At 62.0% G+C, this 21,528-nt stretch carries 21 protein-coding genes and 1 pseudogene; 9 read left to right on the top strand and 13 right to left on the bottom strand.

Going from position 1 to position 21,528, the window contains the following annotated elements:
- Positions 1-442 precede the first annotated feature (442 nt).
- Positions 443-1,807, top strand: a complete 1,365-nt coding sequence (locus INQ47_RS16155) for a glutamine synthetase family protein (protein WP_209969891.1) — start codon at positions 443-445, stop codon at positions 1,805-1,807.
- Positions 1,808-1,831: 24 nt separating this feature from the next.
- Entirely contained in the window at positions 1,832-3,139 is a 1,308-nt protein-coding gene (locus INQ47_RS16150; protein WP_021783406.1) for an FAD-binding oxidoreductase, read from the top strand.
- A 278-nt stretch (positions 3,140-3,417) separates the two neighbouring features.
- On the opposite strand, the gene fadD1 is transcribed toward INQ47_RS16150, so the two are convergent.
- Together fadD1 and fadD2 are read right to left on the bottom strand one after the other, a co-directional pair.
- Positions 3,418-5,115 carry a long-chain-fatty-acid--CoA ligase FadD1 gene (fadD1, locus tag INQ47_RS16145; RefSeq protein ID WP_404702099.1) on the bottom strand — a complete coding sequence of 566 codons (1,698 nt, stop codon included), beginning with the start codon at positions 5,113-5,115 and terminating at the stop codon, positions 3,418-3,420.
- A gap of 331 nt (positions 5,116-5,446) precedes the next feature.
- Positions 5,447-7,135 (bottom strand): long-chain-fatty-acid--CoA ligase FadD2, encoded by a 1,689-nt coding sequence (fadD2, locus tag INQ47_RS16140; RefSeq protein ID WP_404702098.1) that lies wholly within the window; start codon positions 7,133-7,135, stop codon positions 5,447-5,449.
- Positions 7,136-7,353: 218 nt separating this feature from the next.
- Here fadD2 and INQ47_RS16135 point away from each other — a divergent pair, with 218 nt between their 5' ends.
- On the top strand, positions 7,354-8,298 hold the full coding sequence (locus INQ47_RS16135; RefSeq protein WP_404702097.1) for a lysophospholipase: 945 nt from the start codon (positions 7,354-7,356) through the stop codon (positions 8,296-8,298).
- 34 nt (positions 8,299-8,332) lie between these two features.
- On the top strand, positions 8,333-8,803 hold the full coding sequence (locus INQ47_RS16130) for a MaoC family dehydratase (RefSeq protein ID WP_003254624.1): 471 nt from the start codon (positions 8,333-8,335) through the stop codon (positions 8,801-8,803).
- A 119-nt stretch (positions 8,804-8,922) separates the two neighbouring features.
- On the opposite strand, the gene INQ47_RS16125 is transcribed toward INQ47_RS16130, so the two are convergent.
- From INQ47_RS16125 to INQ47_RS16105, 5 genes are all read right to left on the bottom strand, one after another.
- Positions 8,923-10,161, bottom strand: a complete 1,239-nt coding sequence (locus INQ47_RS16125) for an RNA polymerase sigma factor (RefSeq protein ID WP_404702096.1) — start codon at positions 10,159-10,161, stop codon at positions 8,923-8,925.
- Positions 10,161-10,646, bottom strand: coding sequence for an SRPBCC family protein (locus INQ47_RS16120; protein WP_252461616.1), 486 nt, complete (start codon positions 10,644-10,646; stop codon positions 10,161-10,163). The genes INQ47_RS16125 and INQ47_RS16120 overlap by 1 nt, the downstream gene beginning before the upstream one ends.
- A gap of 21 nt (positions 10,647-10,667) precedes the next feature.
- The gene (locus tag INQ47_RS16115) at positions 10,668-11,012 is read right to left on the bottom strand and encodes a YciI family protein (RefSeq protein ID WP_252461617.1); all 345 of its coding nucleotides are present in this window, start codon (positions 11,010-11,012) and stop codon (positions 10,668-10,670) included.
- A 45-nt stretch (positions 11,013-11,057) separates the two neighbouring features.
- Positions 11,058-11,483 (bottom strand): nuclear transport factor 2 family protein, encoded by a 426-nt coding sequence (locus tag INQ47_RS16110; RefSeq protein WP_252461618.1) that lies wholly within the window; start codon positions 11,481-11,483, stop codon positions 11,058-11,060.
- 475 nt (positions 11,484-11,958) lie between these two features.
- Positions 11,959-12,216 (bottom strand): DUF2790 domain-containing protein, encoded by a 258-nt coding sequence (locus INQ47_RS16105; RefSeq protein WP_003254632.1) that lies wholly within the window; start codon positions 12,214-12,216, stop codon positions 11,959-11,961.
- 318 nt (positions 12,217-12,534) lie between these two features.
- Here INQ47_RS16105 and INQ47_RS16100 point away from each other — a divergent pair, with 318 nt between their 5' ends.
- A complete protein-coding gene (locus tag INQ47_RS16100) occupies positions 12,535-12,939 on the top strand; it encodes a GNAT family N-acetyltransferase (RefSeq protein ID WP_404702095.1) in 405 nt (134 codons plus the stop codon).
- Here INQ47_RS16100 and def read toward each other — a convergent pair.
- From def to INQ47_RS16085, 3 genes are all read right to left on the bottom strand, one after another.
- Positions 12,894-13,430, bottom strand: coding sequence for a peptide deformylase (gene def / locus INQ47_RS16095; RefSeq protein WP_404702094.1), 537 nt, complete (start codon positions 13,428-13,430; stop codon positions 12,894-12,896). The two genes, INQ47_RS16100 and def, sit on opposite strands and share 46 nt — an antisense overlap.
- On the bottom strand, positions 13,430-14,386 hold the full coding sequence (locus INQ47_RS16090) for a YihY/virulence factor BrkB family protein (RefSeq protein ID WP_404702093.1): 957 nt from the start codon (positions 14,384-14,386) through the stop codon (positions 13,430-13,432). Before INQ47_RS16090 ends, def begins: the two co-directional genes overlap by 1 nt.
- A gap of 157 nt (positions 14,387-14,543) precedes the next feature.
- On the bottom strand, positions 14,544-14,723 hold the full coding sequence (locus INQ47_RS16085; protein WP_003254639.1) for a CsbD family protein: 180 nt from the start codon (positions 14,721-14,723) through the stop codon (positions 14,544-14,546).
- Positions 14,724-14,958: 235 nt separating this feature from the next.
- On the opposite strand from INQ47_RS16085, the gene INQ47_RS16080 reads away from it, so the two are divergent.
- Positions 14,959-15,339 (top strand): hypothetical protein, encoded by a 381-nt coding sequence (locus INQ47_RS16080; RefSeq protein ID WP_003254641.1) that lies wholly within the window; start codon positions 14,959-14,961, stop codon positions 15,337-15,339.
- A gap of 5 nt (positions 15,340-15,344) precedes the next feature.
- On the opposite strand, the gene INQ47_RS16075 is transcribed toward INQ47_RS16080, so the two are convergent.
- Positions 15,345-16,181, bottom strand: a complete 837-nt coding sequence (locus tag INQ47_RS16075) for a S1 RNA-binding domain-containing protein (protein ID WP_010955234.1) — start codon at positions 16,179-16,181, stop codon at positions 15,345-15,347.
- Between the two features lie 130 nt (positions 16,182-16,311).
- Between INQ47_RS16075 and INQ47_RS16070 the strand changes: the two genes are divergently transcribed.
- Positions 16,312-17,172 carry a DUF6279 family lipoprotein gene (locus INQ47_RS16070; protein ID WP_252461621.1) on the top strand — a complete coding sequence of 287 codons (861 nt, stop codon included), beginning with the start codon at positions 16,312-16,314 and terminating at the stop codon, positions 17,170-17,172.
- A 19-nt stretch (positions 17,173-17,191) separates the two neighbouring features.
- Here the strand turns inward: INQ47_RS16070 and aceK are convergent, their stop codons facing one another.
- On the bottom strand, positions 17,192-18,907 hold the full coding sequence (aceK, locus tag INQ47_RS16065; protein WP_252461622.1) for a bifunctional isocitrate dehydrogenase kinase/phosphatase: 1,716 nt from the start codon (positions 18,905-18,907) through the stop codon (positions 17,192-17,194).
- Between the two features lie 204 nt (positions 18,908-19,111).
- Here aceK and INQ47_RS16060 point away from each other — a divergent pair, with 204 nt between their 5' ends.
- On the top strand, positions 19,112-19,987 hold the full coding sequence (locus tag INQ47_RS16060) for a DMT family transporter (RefSeq protein WP_404702092.1): 876 nt from the start codon (positions 19,112-19,114) through the stop codon (positions 19,985-19,987).
- Positions 19,988-20,000: 13 nt separating this feature from the next.
- Complete coding sequence (locus tag INQ47_RS16055; protein ID WP_404702091.1) at positions 20,001-20,459, top strand: DUF4265 domain-containing protein; 459 nt, start codon at positions 20,001-20,003, stop codon at positions 20,457-20,459.
- Between the two features lie 3 nt (positions 20,460-20,462).
- On the opposite strand, the pseudogene INQ47_RS16050 reads toward INQ47_RS16055, so the two are convergent.
- Positions 20,463-21,343: pseudogene (locus INQ47_RS16050) on the bottom strand (DMT family transporter).
- Positions 21,344-21,528: the final 185 nt, after the last annotated feature.

The raw sequence follows: 21,528 nt of genomic DNA, 5'->3' as shown, positions 1-21,528 counted from the left end.
GCAGGTGAGCCTGCTTTTTCATGATCGGCATTCGGAAAGTCGGGCGATTGTCGCAGATTTGCAGATTCTCTGCTGCTTGCACGCTCCCACATTGACCGTGATGCGTTCAGGGCGAATGTTTAGCCAAGTGCGATGTAAAGGTTGCCATTCACTGCTTTAATCAACCTTACGCCGCATGTGAGTATCAAAGGCATGACTCCCGCCCAGCCCATCGCCCCACCGTCGTCCCGCCCTTCGCTGCCGAAGGCCCGGAGGCGTGCCGGGGAAAATCCGCTGGTCCACATCATCCTCGCCTTCTGGGCCTTGTGGCACTGCCGTCACGCGCGCCCACCGGACACCTCGCTCACGCCATTGTGACCAAACCCGGCCACCTTCTGGCCGTTTGACTCATCCGGGCCGCCTGCTTGCGCGGTGGCCCTGCGCGCCCATGAGCGAATTGATCATGCACTTTGCCCCTGTAGAGCAGGCTACCCGTTTTCTGGCCGACAACCCCGATATCGAGTTGTTTGAACTGTTCATCCTCGACGCCAACGGCGTGCCACGCGGCAAACTGTTGCACCGCGAGGAACTGCTGGCCGTGTACCAGACCGGCCGGCCACTGCCCAGCACCATCCTTGGCCTGACCCTCAATGGCGACGACGTGGAAAACTCCGGCCTGGTGTGGGATGTCGGCGATATCGACTGCCGTGCCTACCCGCTTGACGGCAGCCTGGTGCGCCTGCCCTGGCGCCGGGTGCCAACCGCCGCAGTGCAGGTGAGCATGCACCCCAAGGAGGGCCTGCCCGCCAGCATCGCTGACCCACGCCATGTGCTGCTGCGCACCATCGAAGCGCTGAAGGCTGACGGTTATCACCCGGTGATGGCCTGCGAGCTGGAGTTCTACCTGCTTGACCAGCAGCGTGATGCCCAAGGCCGCCCACAACCGGCGCTGGACAACGATGGCGGCCGCCCCCGCAGCACCCAGGTCTATGGCCTGCGCGAACTGGAGCAGATCGAACCGTTCCTCGCCGACCTCTACGCTGCCTGCAAGGCCCAAGGCATCCCGGCGCGCACGGCCATTTCCGAGTACGCCCCCGGCCAGGTGGAAATCACCCTGGAGCATGGCGATGCGCTGCAGGCGATGGACCAGGCGGTGCGCTACAAGCGCCTGGTTAAAGGTGTGGCCCATGCCCACGGCATGCAGGCCTGCTTCATGGCCAAGCCATTCGCCCAACTGGCCGGCACCGGCATGCACATGCACCTGAGCCTGGCCGACAGCGACGGCAACAACCTGTTCGCCAGCGAAGACAAGGCCGGCACCCCGCTGCTGCGCCAGGCCGTGGCCGGCATGCTGCGCCACCTGCGCGACTCGCTGTTGCTGTTCTGCCCCAACGCCAACTCGTACCGCCGTTTCCAGGCCAACAGCTATGCGCCCCTGGCGCCAACCTGGGGCGTGGACAACCGCACCGTGAGCCTACGCGTGCCGGGTGGCCCGGCCAACAGCCGGCATGTGGAGCACCGCATCTGCGGCGCTGATGCCAACCCTTACCTGGCTGCAGCGGCGATCCTTGCTGCCAGCCACCGGGGCATCCGCGAACAGCTTGACCCAGGCGCCCCCGTTGAAGGCAACGGCTATGCCCAGGCCACCGAACACTTGCCCACCGACTGGCTGACCGCCCTCGACGCCCTGCAACAATCCGATTGGGCCCGTGAAGCATTGGGCGAAGACTTCCTTGGCGTGTACCTGAAGGTCAAGCGCGCCGAGTACCGCCAGTTCATGGCCGAAGTCAGCGAACAGGACTGGCGCTGGTACCTGCACCAGGCCTGAGCCCCTACATAACAAGGAACACCCATGAACGCAGCATTGAACAACGGCCCGGCGCAGCGCGCGCCGTCCTATTACAGCGCCACCCTCAACGACCACAGCGAGTACCCGCAACTCAAGGGCACAGTGCAGGTGGATGTGGCGATCATCGGCGGTGGCTTTACGGGCGTGGCCACGGCAGTGGAACTGGCCGAGCGCGGCCTGAAGGTCGCCATCGTCGAAACCAACCGCATCGGCTGGGGTGCCAGCGGGCGCAACGGTGGCCAGGTCACCGGCAGCCTGTCGGGCGACGAGGCCATGCGCGCGCAGATGCGCAACCACCTGGGCGCCGAAGTCGACGATTTCATCTGGCACTTGCGCTGGCGCGGGCACCAGGTGATCGAGCAGCGCGTGGCGCGCTATGGCATCGATTGCGACCTCAAGCGTGGCCACCTGCATGCAGCCATGAAGCCTTCGCACATGAACGAGCTGCGTGCGTTCGAGGCCGAGGCACGGCGCCGTGGCATGGGCGAGCAGGTGCAACTGCTCGACCGCTCTGCAGTGGCGGAGCATCTGCAAAGCCCGCTTTATCTGGGCGCGTTGAAGAACCTGCGCAACCTGCACCTGCACCCACTCAACCTGTGCCTGGGCGAAGCCCGTGCCGCACATGGCCTGGGTGCACTGATATTCGAAAATTCCGAAGTACTGGACATCGTCCATGGCCCGCGCCCGGCGGTGGTTACCGCCCACGGCCGGGTGGAAGCACGCCAGGTGATGTTGGCTGGTGATGTGTATCACAAGCTGGAAAAGCGCCAGCTCAAGGGCAAGATCTTCCCGGCCATGGGCGGTATCGTCACCACCGCGCCCCTGGGTGAGCTGGCCGAGCAGATCAACCCACAGGACCTGGCGGTATACGACTGCCGCTTCGTCCTCGACTACTATCGCCTGACAGCCGACAAACGCCTGCTGTTCGGCGGCGGCGCCAACTACTCCGGCAAGGATTCACGCGACATCGAAGGCGAATTGCGCCCCTGCATCGAACGCACCTTCCCGGCATTGAAGGGGGTGCCGATCGAATTCCAGTGGAGCTGCGCCATGGGCATCGTGGTCAACCGCATCCCGCAGCTGGGCAAGCTGTCGGACAACGTGTGGTACTGCCAGGGTTACTCAGGGCACGGCATCGCCACCAGCCACATCATGGGTGAGATCATGGCCGAAGCGTTGACCGGGACGCTGGAGAAGTTCGACACCTTTGCCCAGTGCAAGCATGTGCGCGTGCCGATGGGGGACTTGCTGGGGAATCCGCTGCTGGCGGCGGGGATGTGGTACTACCAGATGCTCGAGAAGCTGCGCTGAGTTGCGCGGATGTAGGAGCGGGTTTACCCGCGAAAGGGCCGGCCCTGCTGACCGATCCCCACCCGCCGTTCACCGTTGTCGCAACTACCGTATTCGCGGGTAAACCCGCTCCTACGGGGGCTCACAATGTCTGAAGACGGCGCCGCATCTTATTGTGGGGCCTTGTGTCGCGAAAGGGGCGCAAAGCGCCCCCAGCCATTGTTGCATCGCCGCCGAAACCCCAGGGCCGCTTCGCGGCCCTTTCGCAAGGCTCCCACACTGAGCGTGCAGGTTTATGGTCAGGCGATCTTCTTCAAACCTTGCTTCTTGAGCTCTTCATCACGCAGTTCGCGGCGCAGGATCTTGCCCACGTTGGTGGTTGGCAGCGAATCGCGGAACTCGATCTGGCGCGGTACCTTGTAGCCGGTAACGTTGGCACGCATGTGCTCCATCACCTGCTCCTTGGTCACGGTCATGCCCGGCTTGACCACGATGAAGACCTTGATCACTTCACCCGACTTCTCGTCCGGCACACCAATGGCCGCGCACTGCAGCACGCCCGGCAAGGCCGCCAACACGTCTTCCAGCTCGTTGGGGTACACGTTGAAGCCCGAGACCAGAATCATGTCTTTCTTGCGGTCGACGATGCGCATGTAGCCATCCGCCTGTATCAGGGCGATGTCACCGGTCTTCAGCCAGCCTTCGCTGTCGAGAATCTCGGCCGTGGCGTCTTCACGCTGCCAGTAGCCCTTCATCACCTGCGGGCCCTTGACGCACAGTTCGCCCACTTCGCCAAGCGGCAGCTCATTGCCGGCGTCGTCGATGATCTTGCACTGGGTCGACGGCACCGGAATACCGATAGTACCCACCTGGTTCGCTTCCGATGGGTTCACTGCCGCCACCGGGCTGGTTTCGGTCATGCCGTAGCCTTCGCAGATGGCACAACCGGTAACGGCCTTCCAGCGCTCAGCCACACTCAACTGCAGGGCCATGCCGCCCGACAGGGTGATCTTCAGCGCCGAGAAATCCAGGGCACGGAATGCCTCGTTGTTGCACAGGGCAACGAACAGGGTGTTGAGGCCGACAAAGCCGCTGAACTTCCACTTGCCCAGTTCCTTGACCATCGCCGGCAGGTCTCGCGGGTTGCTGATCAACACGTTGTGGTTGCCGATCAGCATCATCGCCATGCAATGGAATGTAAACGCATAGATGTGGTACAGCGGCAGCGGGGTGATGAGGATTTCGCAGCCTTCGTGCAGGTTGGCGCCCATCAGTGCCCGGCACTGCAGCATGTTGGCCACCAGGTTGCGGTGAGTCAGCATGGCGCCCTTGGCCACGCCGGTGGTACCGCCGGTGTATTGCAGCACCGCCACGTCGTTGGCCTGCGGGTTGGCCTCGGTCACTGGCTGGCCCTTGCCCAGCGCCAGGGCGTCATTGAAACGCACGGCCTGCGGCAGGCTGTAGGCCGGCACCATCTTCTTCACATACTTGATCACGCTGTTGATCAACAGGCGCTTGAGTGGCGGCAGCAGGTCGGCCACTTCGGTGACGATAACGTGCCTGACCTGGGTTTTAGGCACCACCTTCTCGGCCAGGTGAGCCATGTTGGCCAGGCACACCAGGGCCTTGGCACCAGAGTCGTTGAACTGGTGTTCCATCTCCCGCGCGGTGTACAGCGGGTTGGTGTTGACCACGATCAGCCCGGCACGCATGGCACCGAAGACCGCGACCGGGTATTGCAGGACATTGGGCAATTGCACGGCAATGCGGTCACCCGGCTTGAGGTCGGTATGCTGCTGTAGCCAGGCGGCAAACGCCCCCGACAACGCATACAACTCGCCATAAGTGATAGTCTTGCCCAGGTTGCTAAAGGCCGGTTTGTCGGCAAAGCGTTGGCAGGATTGCTTGAGTACCGCCTGGATATTGGGGAATTCGTCAGGATTGATTTCCGCCGTAATCCCGGCTGGGTACTTATCCTTCCAAAAATTTTCGATCATGGAAGCCCACTCCTTCAGCAACAGCGAAGTTCGATTCACGCGTCGATGCGCTTATTATTGATATGAGATGACGGTTCGTTGCAAACCGGATCATCTGGAAGCGGGCCGAGAGTAACAGCTTTGCCTGGGGTCGCCTAGAGGCCAAAACAGGCCTTACGGTCACAAAAATGACTCAATGAACAATACAGGTCATTTTTAGAGTAATTATCCAAAATGTCGCAGATAAGGCTGTATAGAGCCTGTTAGAGCGGTTTAAGGCATTCGCGGGTAAACCCGCTCCTACATTGGGCGGTGTAGGAGCGGGTTTACCCGCGAAGAAGCCATCCTGGTATCACGCTATGTCGCGCAACTCACGCCGCAAAATCTTGCCCACCGGCGTCATCGGCAACGACTCGCGCAGCACAATGTGCTTGGGGACCTTGTAGCCGGTGAGGTTGGCCTTGCAGTAGGCTTTCAGCTCATCAATGCTCACCCCGCCCTCGCGCGGTACCACGAACAGCTTGACCGCCTCGCCTGAACGCTCGTCCGGCACGCCGATAGCCGCACAGTTGGCGACCTTGGGATGCCCCATCACCACATCCTCGATTTCGTTGGGGTACACGTTGAAGCCCGAGACGATGATCATGTCCTTCTTGCGGTCGACGATGCGGGTGAAGCCGTCCGGGTCGATCACCGCGATATCACCGGTCTTGAACCAGCCGTCTGCATCCAGTGCCTGGGCCGTTGCCTCGGGCTGATGCCAGTACCCCTTCATGACCTGCGGGCCTTTGATGCAAAGTTCGCCCCGCTCGCCCAGCGGCAGTTCGTTGCCGTCATCATCGATGACCTTGAACGCAGTACCCGCCACGGGGATACCCACTGTCCCCAGACGCGCCAGCTGGCCGTAAGGGTTGGTGCTGGCTACCGGCGAGGTTTCTGTCAGGCCGTAGCCTTCAACGATGCGACACCCGGTAAGGTCTTCCCAACGCTCGGCGGTCGCTTTGACCAGCGCTGTGCCACCAGAGTTGGTGACCTTCAGCGCCGAGAAGTCCAGTTGACGGAAGCCCGGGTGGTCCATCAGTGCGACAAACAGGGTATTGAGGCCCAGCAAGCCAGAGAAACGCCATTTGCCCAGCTCCTTGATGAAGCCGGGAATATCCCGCGGGTTGGTGATCAGCACATTATGGTTGCCGGTCACCATCATGCACATGCAATTCGCGGTGAAGGCATAGATGTGATACAGCGGCAGCGGCGCGATCATCACCTCCTGGCCGTCCTTCAGCAGCTTCTGCCCATCGGGGCCGTGCTGCGAGAAGCAGGCCAGCACCTGCAGCATGTTGGCCACCAGGTTGCCGTGGGTGAGCATGGCGCCCTTGGCCAGGCCAGTGGTGCCGCCGGTGTACTGCAGCACAGCGATGTCATCGAGGTTCAGCGACACCGGTTTGGGCGACAGCCCGCGGCCCTCGCGCAGCACCTGTTTGAACGGCACTGCTTGAGGCAACTGGTAAGCTGGCACCATCTTCTTCAACTTGTCGACCACGGTGTTGACCAGCCAGCCCTTGGCGGTCGGCAGCAGGTCGCCCATCTTTGCCTCGATCAGGTACTCGATACCGGTATCGGGTAGTACCTCCTGCACGCGCTTGCCGAACATGTTCAGGTACACCAGCGCACGCGCGCCGCTGTCCTTGAATTGGTGGCGCATCTCGCGCTCGGTGTACAGCGGATTGGTGTTGACCACGATCAGCCCGGCGCGCATGGCACCGAATACGGCGATGGGGTACTGCAGCACGTTGGGCATCTGCACGGCGATGCGCTCACCCGGTTTGAGATCTGTGTGCTGCTGCAACCAGGCAGCGAAGGCAGCCGAATGGCGCTCCAGTTCCGCGTAGCTGAGGGTCACGCCCAGGTTGCTGAACGCCGGGCGGTCCGCAAAGCGCTTGCAGGAGCGTTCGAACACCTCGACGACCGAGGCGTAGGCATTGATGTCGATGGTGGAAGGCACGCCCGCCGGGCGCTTGTCATTCCAGAAGTCGGCTTGCATTTATTATTGTTCCTCTGCCTGGACCTGCACTGCGTCCTTTAGTCCTTTACCTGATCGCCTGCTGGCGAAAAGGCGTTGATCCGACGTTAGCAGGTAAGCCCAAGGTGGCATATACGCCAAGTGCCGCCATTAACATTGTGAATCTTATTTGTGCCCCTCCTGCAATCCGGCCGGTTGTGCATACACTGTTCGGGTAACCGCGCGCACAAGGACCCGCCATGCCCCACGACGCCTTCTGGCTGCCCGCCAGTGAGCACTGCAGCCTGTACGTACACCAATGGCTGCCGGCCACACCGGTGAAGGCCGTGGTGCTGCTGGCCCATGGCATGGCCGAGCATGCCGGGCGCTACCAGCGCCTGGGCCAGGCCCTGAGCGAGGCCGGCTTTGCGCTGTTCGCAGCCGATCAGCGTGGCCACGGGCGCACTGCCGAATTGGGCAGCCTCGGCCTGTTCGCCCGACATCATGGCTGGAATGCCGTAGTCAACGACCTGGGATGTGTGGCCCAGCACATCGGCCAGCAGTACCCGTGCACGCCGCTGTTCCTGTTCGGCCACAGCATGGGCAGCTACATCGCCCAGGCCTACCTGCTGCATCACAGTGGCAGCCTGCACGGGGCCATCCTCAGCGGCTCCAACTACCAACCGGCCGTGCTGTACCGCTTTGCGCGGCTGATTGCCCGGCTGGAGTCCTGGCGCCAGGGGCCACTGGGCAAGAGTGCACTGATCGAATGGTTGTCCTTCGGTTCGTTCAACAACGCCTTCAAGCCCAACCGCACGGCATTCGACTGGCTCAGCCGCGACCCGGACGAGGTCGATCAGTACGTGAACGACCCGTTATGTGGCTTTCGCTGCACCAACCAGTTGTGGCTCGACCTGCTACAAGGCTTGGCGCAGATCAGTCAGCCGGGTAACCTCGCGCAAATCGATCCCAACCTGCCGATGCTGGTGATCGGCGGTGAATGTGATCCGGTCAGTGTCGGGAAGCGTCTCACCCACCTGGCCGACGCCCTGCGCGCGACCGGCAACCGACATGTACAGCTGCGCGTCTATCCGGAGGCGCGGCATGAAGTACTCAACGAAACCAACCGTGGCGAGGTCATCGCCGACATTCTCGGCTGGCTTGAACAGGCGCTGGCCCTTGGCCGCCCTGCACGCAGTGAATGATAGCCGCCCTCGCCCAACGCTTAAGGAAGCATCGATGTCCCAGGTCACCAACACGCCTTACGAAGCCCTCGAAGTAGGCCAGAAGGCCGAGTACAAGAAGTCCGTTGAAGAACGCGACATCCAGCTGTTCGCTGCGATGTCCGGTGACCACAACCCGGTTCACCTGGATGCCGAGTTCGCCGCCAAGAGCATGTTCCGCGAACGTATTGCCCACGGCATGTTCAGCGGCGCGCTGATCAGTGCTGCAGTGGCCTGCACACTGCCTGGCCCTGGCACCATCTACCTGGGCCAGCAGATGAGCTTCCAGAAGCCGGTGAAAATTGGCGACACCCTGACCGTGCGCCTGGAAATCCTCGAGAAGCTGCCCAAGTTCAAGGTGCGCATCGCCACCAACGTGTACAACCAGAACGACGAGCTGGTGGTCGCGGGTGAAGCCGAGATCCTGGCGCCGCGCAAGCAGCAGACCGTCGAGCTGGTGTCGCCGCCGAACTTTGTGGCTAGCTGAAGTGTGATGCAGCCAGCACCTTCTTCAAGGCTGCTCTCCTGGGTAACCCGCTAATTCGTTGATTTAGCGGGCATCCTGTGGGTTATGGGCTGGCCCGCAAAGAGCCGGCACACCCCACATCATTCGATAGCCTGCAAGCGCCGCTCGATATGCCGCCGTTCTGGCGCCTGCCGTGTCAAGGCCAGCGCCTGCTGCCAGGCCGCACGCGCCGCTTCCACCTGCCCCAGCTGGCAATGCAACTCGGCGCGCGCCGCATGTGCCAGGTGATAGTCCAGCAACTCCCCCCGCGCCAGGATCCCTTCGACTTCCCGCAAGCCAACCTCCGGCCCATCCCGCTTCGCCAGCGCCACCGCCCGGTTCAGCTCCACCACCGCTGATGGCCAATACCGCTGCAATACGTCATACAGCCCGACGATCTCCCCCCAGTCCGTTTCTTCAGCCGTCGCCGCCTCGGCATGCACAGCAGCAATCGCCGCCTGGATGGTATAGGCCCCGAATGCACGGCTCTGCAGGGCCTGGCGCACCAGTTCACAGCCTTCGGCAATGAACTGCCGGTCCCACAGGCTACGATCCTGCTGCTCCAGAACCACCAGATTGCCTTGGCCATCGATTCGCGCCCGTTGCCGGGACGCCTGCAGCAACATCAACGCCAGCAGGCCGACCGCCTCCGGGTCGGGCAGCAACTGCACCAGCAACCGCGCCAGGCGAATGGCTTCATCACTCAGCGCCTGCTGCAGCAGGGTCTCGCCCGATGACGCCGAATAGCCCTCGTTGAACACCAGGTAGATCACCCGCAACACGCTTTCCAGGCGCTCAGGCAGCTCATTCAGCTCTGGTACCTGGTACGGTATGCCGGCGTCACGGATCTTGGCCTTGGCGCGCACGATGCGCTGGGCGATGGTTGTCGGGCTTTGCAGAAAGGCGCGGGCGATCTGCTCGGTGGTCAGGTCGCAGACTTCGCGAAGGGTCAATGGCACCTGAGCGTCGGGCGACAGGGCCGGATGGCAACAGGTGAAGATCAGCCGCAGGCGGTCATCCGCCAGCAGTTCTTCTTCACTGGGGTCCTGCGCCTGGCCCTCCAGCAGCATGCTCAAGTCAGCCTGGGAGCGGTCGAAGCGGGCGCGCCGGCGCAGCGCATCGATGGCCTTGAAGCGCCCGACAGAGACCAGCCACGCTCGCGGGTTGCCGGGGATGCCGTCGCGTTGCCAGCGTTCGACGGCAACGAAGAAGGCATCATGCATGGCCTCCTCGGCCAGGTCGAAATCACCCAGCAAGCGGATCAGTGTCGCCAGGATGCGCCGCGATTCCTGCCGGTATACGGCCTCTACTTCTGCACGCACCTGGGCCAGAGCTGTCATCAGTCGGGCATCCGCTGGGTCACCACCTCCACCAGGCGGTCCAGGCTTTCTCCCCAGCCTTGGTAGAAGCCCATTTCTTCATGAGCCTGGCAGTCAGTGGCATTCCAGTGCCAGGCACGGGCCGTGTAACGGGTTTTGCCCTGTTCCTCGTCAAAGCTGATCACGGCGGTCATGAAGGCCTTGTTCGACGGTACCCAACCGGGGCCGAAGGCATCGGTGAACACCAGCCGGCGTGGCGCGGCAATTTCCAGAAAAACGCCCTGGTTCGGGTACTCGCTGCCATCCGGCGCCCGCATCAGGGTGCGAAACAGGCCACCGGCCCACAGCTGCATTTCACATTCCGGGGTGGTCATGCCGTGCGGCCCCCACCACTGCATCAGCCACTGGGGTTCGGTCCAGGCGCGGAATACCTTGGCCGGTGGTGCGTCGATCAGGCGGCTGATGGACAACTCGTGTTGCGCTTGCGCAATGGGTGCAAGGCTCATGCTGATTGTTCTCCTTGGCTGTCAGGGTTGCAGCTCGCGCACTGGTCGCACCTCGACACTGCCGACCCGCGCGGCAGGGATACCCTTGGCGATACTCAGCGCTTCGTTGAGGTCGCGGGCCTCCACCAGGTAAAAGCCGGCCAGTTGCTCCTTGGTTTCGGCAAACGGGCCATCGGTCAGGCTCATCTGCCCGTTGCGCATGCGCACCGTGGTGGCAGTCTGCACCGACTTCAGCGCCTCGGCCGCCAGCATTCGCCCGGAACCGTGAATGGCTTCGGCGTAGGCCATGCATTCGGCGTCTGCCGGGCTGTCGGGCAGGCTGTGCAACAGCCCCTCGTCACAATAGACCAGGCACAGGTATTTCATGGTCGCCTCCAGGGCATTTGGCAAAGTGCGTTTGGCGATAACGGCTCAGGGCTTGAGATCGAACAGGGCTTTTTGCGTTTCCATGTCGAAAGGCGCCGACCAGTGTTCGTGGATTACCTGCCACTGGCCGCCTTGACGACGATAGCCCACCGTGGCGCGCATGAAGCCGCACTGGCTTTCGTCATCGCCCGGGCCGCAGCGGTTCAGCCAATGGGCCAGGGCCAGATCGTCAGCGGTGTGCACGGTAAGTTGGGCAAGTTCGAAGACCATGGGGCCCGTGCACATGCCCATGCACATTTCCCAGTGCGCCGTGTAGGCGGGCTTGCCTTTGAATTGCAGGGCCTGGATGGCATCGAAGGCGACAATATCGTCGGCGTAGGGGGCGATGATGCCCGGGATGTCGCGATCGCGCACGGCTTGCATCCAGCGCTCGATCAATTGGCGGATTTCGGTTTCGGCTGCGGTGCTCATCGGGGGTCCTCCGACAGGACAGGGTGTTTTGGCACACTGCGTGCGTGCCTTCACTTATGGTCGAACTGAGGGAGGGGAAATCGACAGTGGAGGAGAATATTTTGACGGGGGGCAGCTGAGAGCGTGCATCAGGGACTGCCTGGGGAATGTTCTCGGTGAATGTTCTCGGTGATTGGGCGCCTGGGAGATCGAGCGCCGCCCGCGCGGCGCATCGCGAGCAAGCTCGCTCCTACATTTGTTTCGGGCCAGTTATTCCTGAGGCAGAAGCGCGCGGCCCTTTGGCGTCCTCCTCGATATCGGGTGGAGCAAACAAGGCGGTCGCGCGCGTAGGCACAGGCAATACTGGCCCGAAACAAATGTAGGAGCGAGCTTGCTCGCGATGCGCCGCGCGGGCGGCGCTCGATCCCACGGGCGGTGAAAATGCTGCGGCGATCACATGGAAGCCAGCAGCAACTTTCATCGCACTACCTATCTATCACCCCTGCTGGCAACCTTCACCCATGGCCCGGTACTGAATGGTGTGCACCTGGCCCTGATGGTCTTCATAGGTCATGGTCGCAGGTACCACTTCGCAGACATTGGGGATGGTCGACAGGTTGATCACCCGCTTGATGTCCAGGTTCATCGAGTAGTCGTACTGCTGAGCCACAGGCTCGCTGGAAACGGGTTTGGCCTCATCGGCGAGGGCGAACGAGGACATACCGACCAATGCAAGAATCAGTAATGGTTTCATGTGGTTTTGCCTTTTGCGCGTTCAAGCTGATCGATTGACTTCTATTGCCGTATCCGGCGCGGAGAAGTTGTCATCTATGGTCTAGATGGCACGAAGTACCGATCCCGCTTCGTACTGCCAGGGGGGATGAACAAAATTCTACTCCCGGCCAGCAATAGTTGAACCCCGGAGTCGGATATTCACCCTTGCCGGTTTTGCAACAATCTGCGACAACGTGGCCGCAAATCATCAGGCCAGAGCCTCTGGCCACGTTTCAGGGTAGGACTCACCATTTCTGAACAATTGTCCTGTTCGAAGCTTTCGGACACAGAACGCCGTTTGCTGGACCACTTCTACCGCCAGCACAGCTCACGCATGCGCGCTGCAAGCGACGCCGAACTGTGGGTAGCGCGGGCGCCTGGCATCATCGCCGGGCTGAGCTTGAGTGCGGTGAGTGAGGGGTTCTGGCTGACCGGCCTGTTCGTCGACCCGCAGCGACGCAGCCAAGGGGTGGCCGCGCGGTTGGTCGAGGCAGCGCTGGCGCAACTTGGCGGGCCTGTCTGGCTGTTCTGTCATCCCGAGCTGACGCCCTTCTACCAGCGCCTGGGCTTCGACCTGGCCCAACAGCTGCCAGAAGCTCTGGCCAGCCGCCTGCAACGCTATCAGCGCAACAAACGCCTGGTAGCCCTGCAGCGAGGTCAGTCCTCGCTGACCTCGAGCCCGGGGAACAACACGTCGGTGTAGCCGAACCTGGCGAAGTCCTGGATGCGCGAGGGGTATAGCCGGCCAATCAGGTGGTCGCACTCGTGTTGCACCACCCGCGCATGGAAGCCATCGGCAAAGCGGCTGATCGGGTTGCCGTGGGGGTCGATGCCTTGGTAGCCGATATGCTTGAAGCGCGGCACCACGCCGCGCAGGCCAGGCACCGACAGGCAACCCTCCCAGCCGTCCTCGACCTCGCTGGAGGTCAGGGTGATGACCGGATTCAGCAGAATGGTCTGCGGCACCGCCTCGGCATCGGGGTATCGCTCGCTGCGCTCGAAGCCGAAGATCACCAACTGCAGGTCGATGCCGACCTGCGGGGCGGCCAGGCCCACACCGCCTACGTGACGCATGGTTTCGAACATGTCGTCGATCAACTGCTGCAGTTCGGCACTGCCAAGCATGTGCTCGGGCACTGGCGGTGCGATGCGCAGCAGGCGTTCATCGCCCATCTTGAGAATGTCACGGATCATCAGGGGTTCGGCTCGACGCTATGAGGCTTGCTCGGGTTCGGGTGCTCGTGACCCAGTACAGTCAAGGTTTCCTTGGGCTTAACTTCTTCGAAGTCTTTCTCGCCCGGGTTCTTGCCTTCGGCTGACATGTGCTCGATCACCGCATTCATTTCGGCGCCGAGCAACAACACGGCGGCCGAAATATAGAAATACAGCAACAGCACGATGATTGCACCAATGCTGCCGTACATGGCGTTGTAATCGGCAAAGGTCTTCACGTAGTAGGCAAAGCCCAGTGAGGCCACGATCCACACCACCACCGCCAGCACCGAGCCAGGGGTGATGAAGCGAAACTGCTGTTTCACATCAGGCATCACGTAATAGATCAGGGCCACTGCCACCATCAGCAGAATGATGATCACCGGCCAGCGCAGGATGGTCCACAGTGTGACGATGAACTCCTGCATGCCGATCTGGGCGGCGATCCATTCCATCACCTGGGGGCCCAGCACCATCAGTGCTGCGGCCGCCAGCAGCATGCCAGCCAGGCCCACAGTGTAGAAAATGGAAAGCGGGATACGCTTCCACACCGGGCGACCTTCGGGCACATCGTAAGCGGCGTTCATGGCGCTCATCATCAAGCGCACGCCAGCGGAGGCGGTCCACAGGGCGATCACGATACCCACCGACAGCAGTCCACCCTTGGATTGTTGCAACTGGTCGATCACCGGATTCACCTGCTCCAGCGCCTGGGGCGGCAATACCAGTTCCGATTGCAGACGCAGCCAGGAGAAAAAGTCCGGCAGGTGCAGGAAACCGATCAGGGCAATCAAGAACAACAGGAAGGGGAACAGCGAGAACAGCGCCTGGTAGGCCAGCGCTGAAGCATAGGTGGACATCTCATCGTCGAGGAATTCCTTGACGGTGCGTACCAGCACGCGGTGCAGGGGCAAGCCGCGCAGGTCGGGGAAAATCATAGCGTCTCCTTTCGCCGCTTGATCGTTACAACAGACAAGTCTAATAGACCCTGCCCGTGCTGTGCTGCTCCCGGCCGTGGTTGAAGAATTTGCTTACGTATAGTGCCGGCCTCTTCGCGGGTTCGTCCTCGAAGAGGCCGGCACAGGCCGTCTCAAGTCAAGGCTTCTTCACCGCATCCTTCACATTGCCCTTGATCTGTTGCGCCTCGCCTTTCAGCTCCTGCGCCTTGCCTTCGGCCCGCAGCTTGTCGTTGTCGGTCACCTTGCCAACACCCTGTTTCACGTTGCCGATCGCTTCGTTGGCCAAGCCTTTCGCTTTGTCTTTAGTACCGCTCATGGCAAAACTCCTGCAAATGGAGACACGTGAACCGTGTCGACATTAGGTGGACCCAACGCCTTCGCCAGGAGTTTCAACGGATTTCCCGCTCAGAAGCCGGACGGTAAGAATACGGGCGAATACCGCACAAGCCGGTGAAGAGGCCCGCACAGGCACCGCAAGTTACAAACCTTGCCCCGCCCCGTGCCACCCCTCACAATGCAGGCCTTCATAGCGTCAACCCGCAGGAACCTGCATGAAACTCGACAAACCCGCCGCCATCGCCCGGCGCAACGAAGCACTGGCCCGCCCGGTGCTGACCAGCAGCAATACGCTGTTCGCCATCCTGGACAACAAACGCAACCTGTGGTGGTTCGAAGTGCCAGTGGCACTGCTGGGCAAAGGCCAGGCCGACTGGGTCAACCTGCTGCTGCACACGCCAGAAAGCGATGAGCTGCAGCACCTGAAGGTGCCCACCAATTTCCTCAAGGCCCACCTGGAGCAGATGGAAGTGCGCAAGCCTGGCAAGCGCCGCTCCACCATCAGCCTGGCCCTCAGCGCCGACCGTGACTCGCTGCTGCGCGACACCCGTCCGGGTGGCGAGCAGTTGGACTTCCGTAACTTCGTACAGGCGTAACGCGGTCAGGCTTTCTCGATACGATCGTCATGGATGACGATCAGGCCCTGCTTGAACAACCCGCCAATGGCCTTCTTGAAGTTGCCCTTGCTGACGTTGAACAGCTTGCTGATCAGCGCAGGGTCACTCTTGTCGCACACACCCAACACCCCGCCCTCGGCTTCCAGGCGCGCCATGATCTGCTCTTGAAGGGTGTCCGCCAGGGCAGCGCCTACCGGCTGCAGGCTCAGTGAAATCTTGCCGTCCTGCCGCACTTCCTTGATGAAGCCTTTCTCGTGCATGCCCGAGCGCAAGAACTTGAACACTTCGTTCTTGTGGATCAGGCCCCAGTGGCGGTTGTTGATGATGGCCTTGAAGCCCATCGGCGTTTCGCCGGCCACCAGCAGCTCGACCGGCTGACCAACCTTGTAGTCGGCCGGGGTGACATCGAGGTAGCGGTCCAGGCGCGAGGTAGCAGTGATCCGGCGGGTGCGCTTGTCGAGGTACACGTGCACCACGCAGTAATCGCCAATCTTCAGCGGCCGTGCCTCTTCCGAGTACGGCATCAGCAAGTCCTTGGACAGGCCCCAGTCCAGGAAGATACCGGCACCGTTGATGTCCTTGACCTTCAGGCTGGCAAACTCGCCAACCTGCACCTTGGGCTTCTCGGTGGTGGCGATCAGCTGGTCTTCGCTGTCCAGGTAGATGAACACGTTCAACCAGTCATCGACCTCGGTCTCGGCGTTTTTCGGGATATAGCGCCCGGGCAGCAGGATCTCGCCATCGGCGCCGCCGTCCAGGTACAGACCGAAGTCCACGTGTTTCACGATTTGCAAACTGTTGTAGCGCCCAAGCAGAGCCATTTCCGATGATCCTCAAGACAAGGCGGCTATTCTACACCTGAAGCCACCACATGGCCCGACCACTCATGCAGTGGAACCGCCAGCCCGCACTTGCATCTACCTTCTGGCCAGCCTGAGGAAGGAACAGCACATGCCGCTACGCCTGCCCAAAGCCCTGCTTATCGCCATCGGCTTCGCCCTGGCCTTGGCCGCCTGCAGCCGCATCGACCTGGCCTATCGCAACCTCGACCGCCTGGTGCCGTGGTCGCTGAGTGACTACCTGGACATGAACCGCGAGCAGAGGGCGCTGCTGGATGATCGGTTGCGCGAGCACCTGGCCTGGCATTGCAAGACTCAACTGCCCGGCTACCTCGACTGGCTCGACCGGCTACGTGGCATGGTCGCCGCCGGCCGGGTGACCGACCAGGCCCTGCAGCAAAGCACCCACGACGTCCGTGAAGCGATTGGCCGGGTGACCGAGGAAATCACCCCGTCAGCCACCGAACTGCTGCGTGGCATGAGCGACGACCAGGTAGCGAAAATGCGTGAAGCCTTCCGCGAAGACATCAGTGAGCGGCAGAAGCAGTATGTGGATACGCCCTTGCCGAAGCAGATTGCCCGCCGTAGCGAGCGCATGGAAAAACGCCTGACGCCCTGGTTTGGCGAGTTGACTGCGGTACAGAAGCAACGCATCCAGACCTGGTCTCAAGCGCTGGGTGACCAGAACCGTGAATGGATCGCCAACCGCGCCCACTGGCAGCAGCAATTGCTGTTGGCGATGAACCAGCGCAACGACTCCAGCTTCGAACCGCGCCTGGCGACCTTGTTGCAGCGCAAGGAGAGTTTGTGGACACCCGAGTACCGGGCGGCGTATCAGAATACCGAGCAGCAAGCGCGCAACCTGCTCGTAGACCTGGTGCGGCAAAGCACCCCGCAGCAGCGGCGGTTCCTGCAGGAACGGTTGGGCAAGGTGCGCACTCATTTGAGTGAGATGAAGTGTTTGAAGGGGTGACAGGCCTGTTCGACCTGATTCACCGGGCCTTGCGCCGATACGGAAACACATCGATCACTTTCCCTTCACGTATCGCCGCCTGAAGCCCCTTCCAGTAATCCGCGTCATACAGTTCCCCATGCAAGCGGCTAAATAACCGCCGCTGGCCCATATCGGCAAACAGAAACGGCGGAAACTCTTCGGGGAACACATCCTGCGGCCCGATCGAGTACCACGGCTCGCCCGACATTTCGTCCTCCGGGTAACGCGGTGGCGGGATGTGGCGGAAATTCACCTCGGTCAGGAAGCTGATTTCGTCATAGTCGTAGAACACGACCCGGCCATGGCGGGTCACGCCAAAGTTCTTCAGCAGCATGTCGCCGGGGAAGATATTCGCCGCCGCCAACTGCTTGATGGCCAGGCCGTAGTCCTCCAGTGCCTCCAGCACCTGGCCCTCGGTGGCCTGCTCCAGGTACAGGTTCAACGGCGTCATGCGCCGCTCGGTCCAACAGTGGCGGATCAGCACCGTATCGCCCTCCAGCGCCACCGTCGACGGTGCCACCTCCAGCAACTCGGCCAGGCAATCCGGTTCGAACTTGCTGCGCGGAAAGCGAAAATCGGCAAACTCCTGGGTGTCGGCCATACGGCCCACCCGGTCGACGCTTTTCACCAGCCGGTACTTGTCGATCACCGTGGCGCGGTCCACGGTTTTCGATGGCGAAAAGCGGTCCTTGATGATCTTGAACACCGTATTGAAGCCGGGCAAGGTGAATACGCTCATGACCATGCCCCGTACCCCTGGCGCCATGACAAAGCGGTCATCACTGCTGGCCAGGTGGTTGATCAGCGCGCGGTAGAACTCCGACTTGCCCTGCTTGTAGAACCCGATCGAGGTGTATAGCTCGGCAATGTGCTTGCCCGGAAGGATGCGCTTGAGGAAATTGACGAACTCGGCCGGCACCGGTACATCGGCCATGAAGTAAGAGCGGGTGAACGAAAAGATGATCGACACCTCGGCCTCGTCGGTGATCAATGCATCGGCCTCGATGCCGTGGCCCTCGCGGTGCAGCAAGGGGATCACCAACGGCCACTGCTCATCGCTGTTGTACAGGCGGCCGACCAGATAGGCCCCCTTGTTTCGGTAAAGCACGGGTACAAACAATTCCACGGCCAGCGCCGGGTCCTTGCACACCCAGTTGGGCAGGCATTCACGTAGTTGTTCTTCCAGCCGCGTCAGGTCGCCTTCCAGGTCGCCGTACGGCATGTCGAACGGGTAATCGGCGAACACCGCGCGCAGCAAGTTCCTGAGACTGCCGTCAAGGCGATAGGTACGGGTTTGCGCGGCGCGCTCGCGGCCGCGCATGGAAGGCCGGGTGGTGTGGATGAACATGCAGCCGTCGCTGATCTGGTCATGGCTGAACAGGCTGCAAAACAGCGAGTTGTACCAGGTCTCTGCCAGCTCGTCGTCCAGGCGGGGGTCAATCAGGTGGATATAGGCGTTTTTCACCAGCGGCCACTGCTCCACGTCCAGCAGCACCTCTGCGGCAAAGGCCTGGCGCAGCCAACCGTTGACTTCGGCGACTTTCTCTTCGTAGAGATTGATGCGGGCGGCGGCGGCCTGCTGAATATCCTGCCAGCGCGCCTGCTCAAAGCGCTGGCGAGCACCAAGGGTGATGCGCTGGAAATGATCGCGGTAGTCGTCGAAGCCGGCGAGAATCATCCGGGCGATTTCGACAGCGGGCCAGGGCTGGGACATGCGTGGGGCCTCGGAGCTGGGATTGAGTACAGAGCTTAGCCGCCCTTGGCTTCATGGGTTACTGCCATTGAAGGCCCGAGCTGTAGTTGCACCTGCCTTGCCCAGAACCCCGCAGCCCGAGAGGAATTACACAGCAAGAAAGCACAAGAATCCCCCCGCCCCCTGGCGTACACTCGCGCCCCTGCCTTGCCTTCGGAGACCGTTGTGAGCCCCATCGCCCTAGCCCGCCTGCTGACCCTTGCCGCCGTCTGGGGAGCGAGTTTCCTGTTCATGCGCATCATCGCTCCCGAACTGGGCACGGTGCCGACCGCGTTCTTCCGGGTGTCCATCGCCTGCCTGGGCCTGATCGTGCTACTCGCCGCCGCCCGCGTACGCTGGGACTTCCAGGGTAAGCTCGGCGCGTGCCTGGTGCTGGGCATGATCAACTCCGGCATCCCCGCCACCTTCTACTCGGTGGCGGCCCAGGTGCTGCCTGCCGGCTATTCGGCGATCTTCAACGCCACCACCCCGTTGATGGGCGTGCTGGTCGGCGTACTGTTCTTCCGCGAGCCAATGACCCTGGCCAAACTCTGCGGCATCTTCCTTGGCCTGTTCGGCGTGGGCATCCTCAGCGGCGCCGGCCCGGTGGCGCTGGACATAGCCCTGCTGCAAGGCGCCCTCGCCTGCCTGGCGGCCACCACCTGCTACGGCTTTGCCGGGTTCCTCGCCCGCCGCTGGATCAGCGGCCTGGACAGCCGTCTTTCCGCGCTGGGCAGCATGCTCGGCGCCACGCTGATGCTGACCCCGCTGTTCGGCTGGAGCGCACTCACCCAACCGCCCGCCAGCTGGGGGGGCTGGGAGGTGTGGTTGTCGTTACTGGGGCTGGGTTTGCTGTGCACCGCCTTTGCCTACATCCTGTACTTCCGCCTGCTCGAAGAAATCGGCCCGGTAAAAGCCAGCACCGTAACGTTCCTGATCCCGGTATTCGGCGTATTGTGGGGGGCATGGCTGCTGAACGAGCCGTTGTCGATGGCGCACCTATACGGCGGCCTGCTGATTGGCCTGGCCTTGTGGCTGGTGCTGCGCCCGGCGCGCAGCTGAAGCGGAGTACTGCATGAACAGCGCGTACAAAAAGGTCCTGTTCCGCCTGGAGCAGGACGAGAACGGCTACCCACCGGCTTCGGTCGAGGGGCTGTGGGCCAAGGCCGTGGAAGGCGGCTATGCCGTCGACAACATACCCTTCCATGTCTATGGCATCGCCCCGGGCGACGTGATCGACACCCGCGAGGAAGAAGGCGAAACCTGGTTCGCAGAACTGCGCCACAGCAGCGGTAGCTCGGTGTTCCGGGTGGTCGTCAAACCTCCGGAAACCCTCGACCAGGTGCGCGCGGCATTGCTGGATTTCGGCTGTGCCTGTGAAACCGAGCAAGCAGTGAAGATGTTGGCGGTCGAGGTCCCGCAGCAACGCTCGCTCGACACCCTGCTCTACTACCTGCTCACCCAGCGCGAAGCCGGCCTGCTGGACTTCGAGGAAGGCGTGTTGCGCCACGCCATCCCCGAAGAATTCCGCTAGGGCCTACGCCTCCGCCAGGCGCGCGGCAGGCTTGCGAAACACGAACAGCAGCCCAACCACGATCAGCCCCATGCCCAGCAAGCTTAGCGGCGCCAGGCGATTACCGAAGATCAGCAAGTCCATCACTGCAGTCACTGCCGGCACTAGGTAGAACAGGCTGGTGACATTGACCAGATTGCCCTTGGCGATCAGCCGGTACAGCAGCAAGGTTGCCAGCAGCGAGACCACCAGGCCCATCCACAGCAGCGCACCGACGAAGCCGCCGGTCCACTCGACATGGAGCGGTTGCAAAGGTGCGAACAGCGCGCACATGGCAAAGCCGGCCAGGTACTGCAGCGGCAGTGTGCCCATGGGGTTGTCGGTAATGCGCTTCTGCAGGATCGAGCCAAAGGTCATGCTGACCAGCGCCAGCAGGGCGAACAGCATCCCCCCCAGCGATACCCGCCCAGGTTGATGCCCTGGTAGACCACCATGATCAAGCCGCCCAGCCCCAAACCCAGGCCGAACAAACGGCTCCAGGAACGCTGGCGCTCCATCAGCATCACGGTGAGGATCGGTTGGACGCCCATCACCGTCGCCATGACACCAGGGGTGACATGGGTATCAAGCGCCAACAGATAGAAGATCTGATAGGCACCGAGCAGCACACACCCTGTACCCAGGGCGCGCAGAATGCTCCCGCGAGTACACGGCCAACGCAACCCTAGCATCGGGCCGATCAGCAACAGGCCAGCCAGGGCCAGCGCCGAGCGCAACAGCAGAAAGGCGAACGGGCTGGCATGCGCCAGGCCCAGTTTGGAGACGATCGCCCCGCTGCTCCACAGCAGGACGAACAGGCAGGTAGTGGCCGCAGAGGCCACGGACGCTTTGGTAAAGACAGACATGAATTGCCACCTGATAGTAGGCAGATAAGCCAAACGGACGGCGTGCGCTTCGACGTGAGAAGTGGCCGACCGTGTTCAGTAGGTTGCGCGTGCGAAGGGTTGCGGCACGAAGCCGATCAGCCCAGCACAACCACGCAATGAGGCGGGGCTACGCCGCCTACGACGCCACTGACAGGTGGTGGGGA

This window comes from Pseudomonas sp. 3HC3 (assembly GCF_044904505.1).
GTDB lineage: Bacteria > Pseudomonadota > Gammaproteobacteria > Pseudomonadales > Pseudomonadaceae > Aquipseudomonas > Aquipseudomonas putida_Y.
Note: the sequence above shows the minus strand (reverse complement) of the source record. Positions and strands in the feature narration are given on the sequence as shown.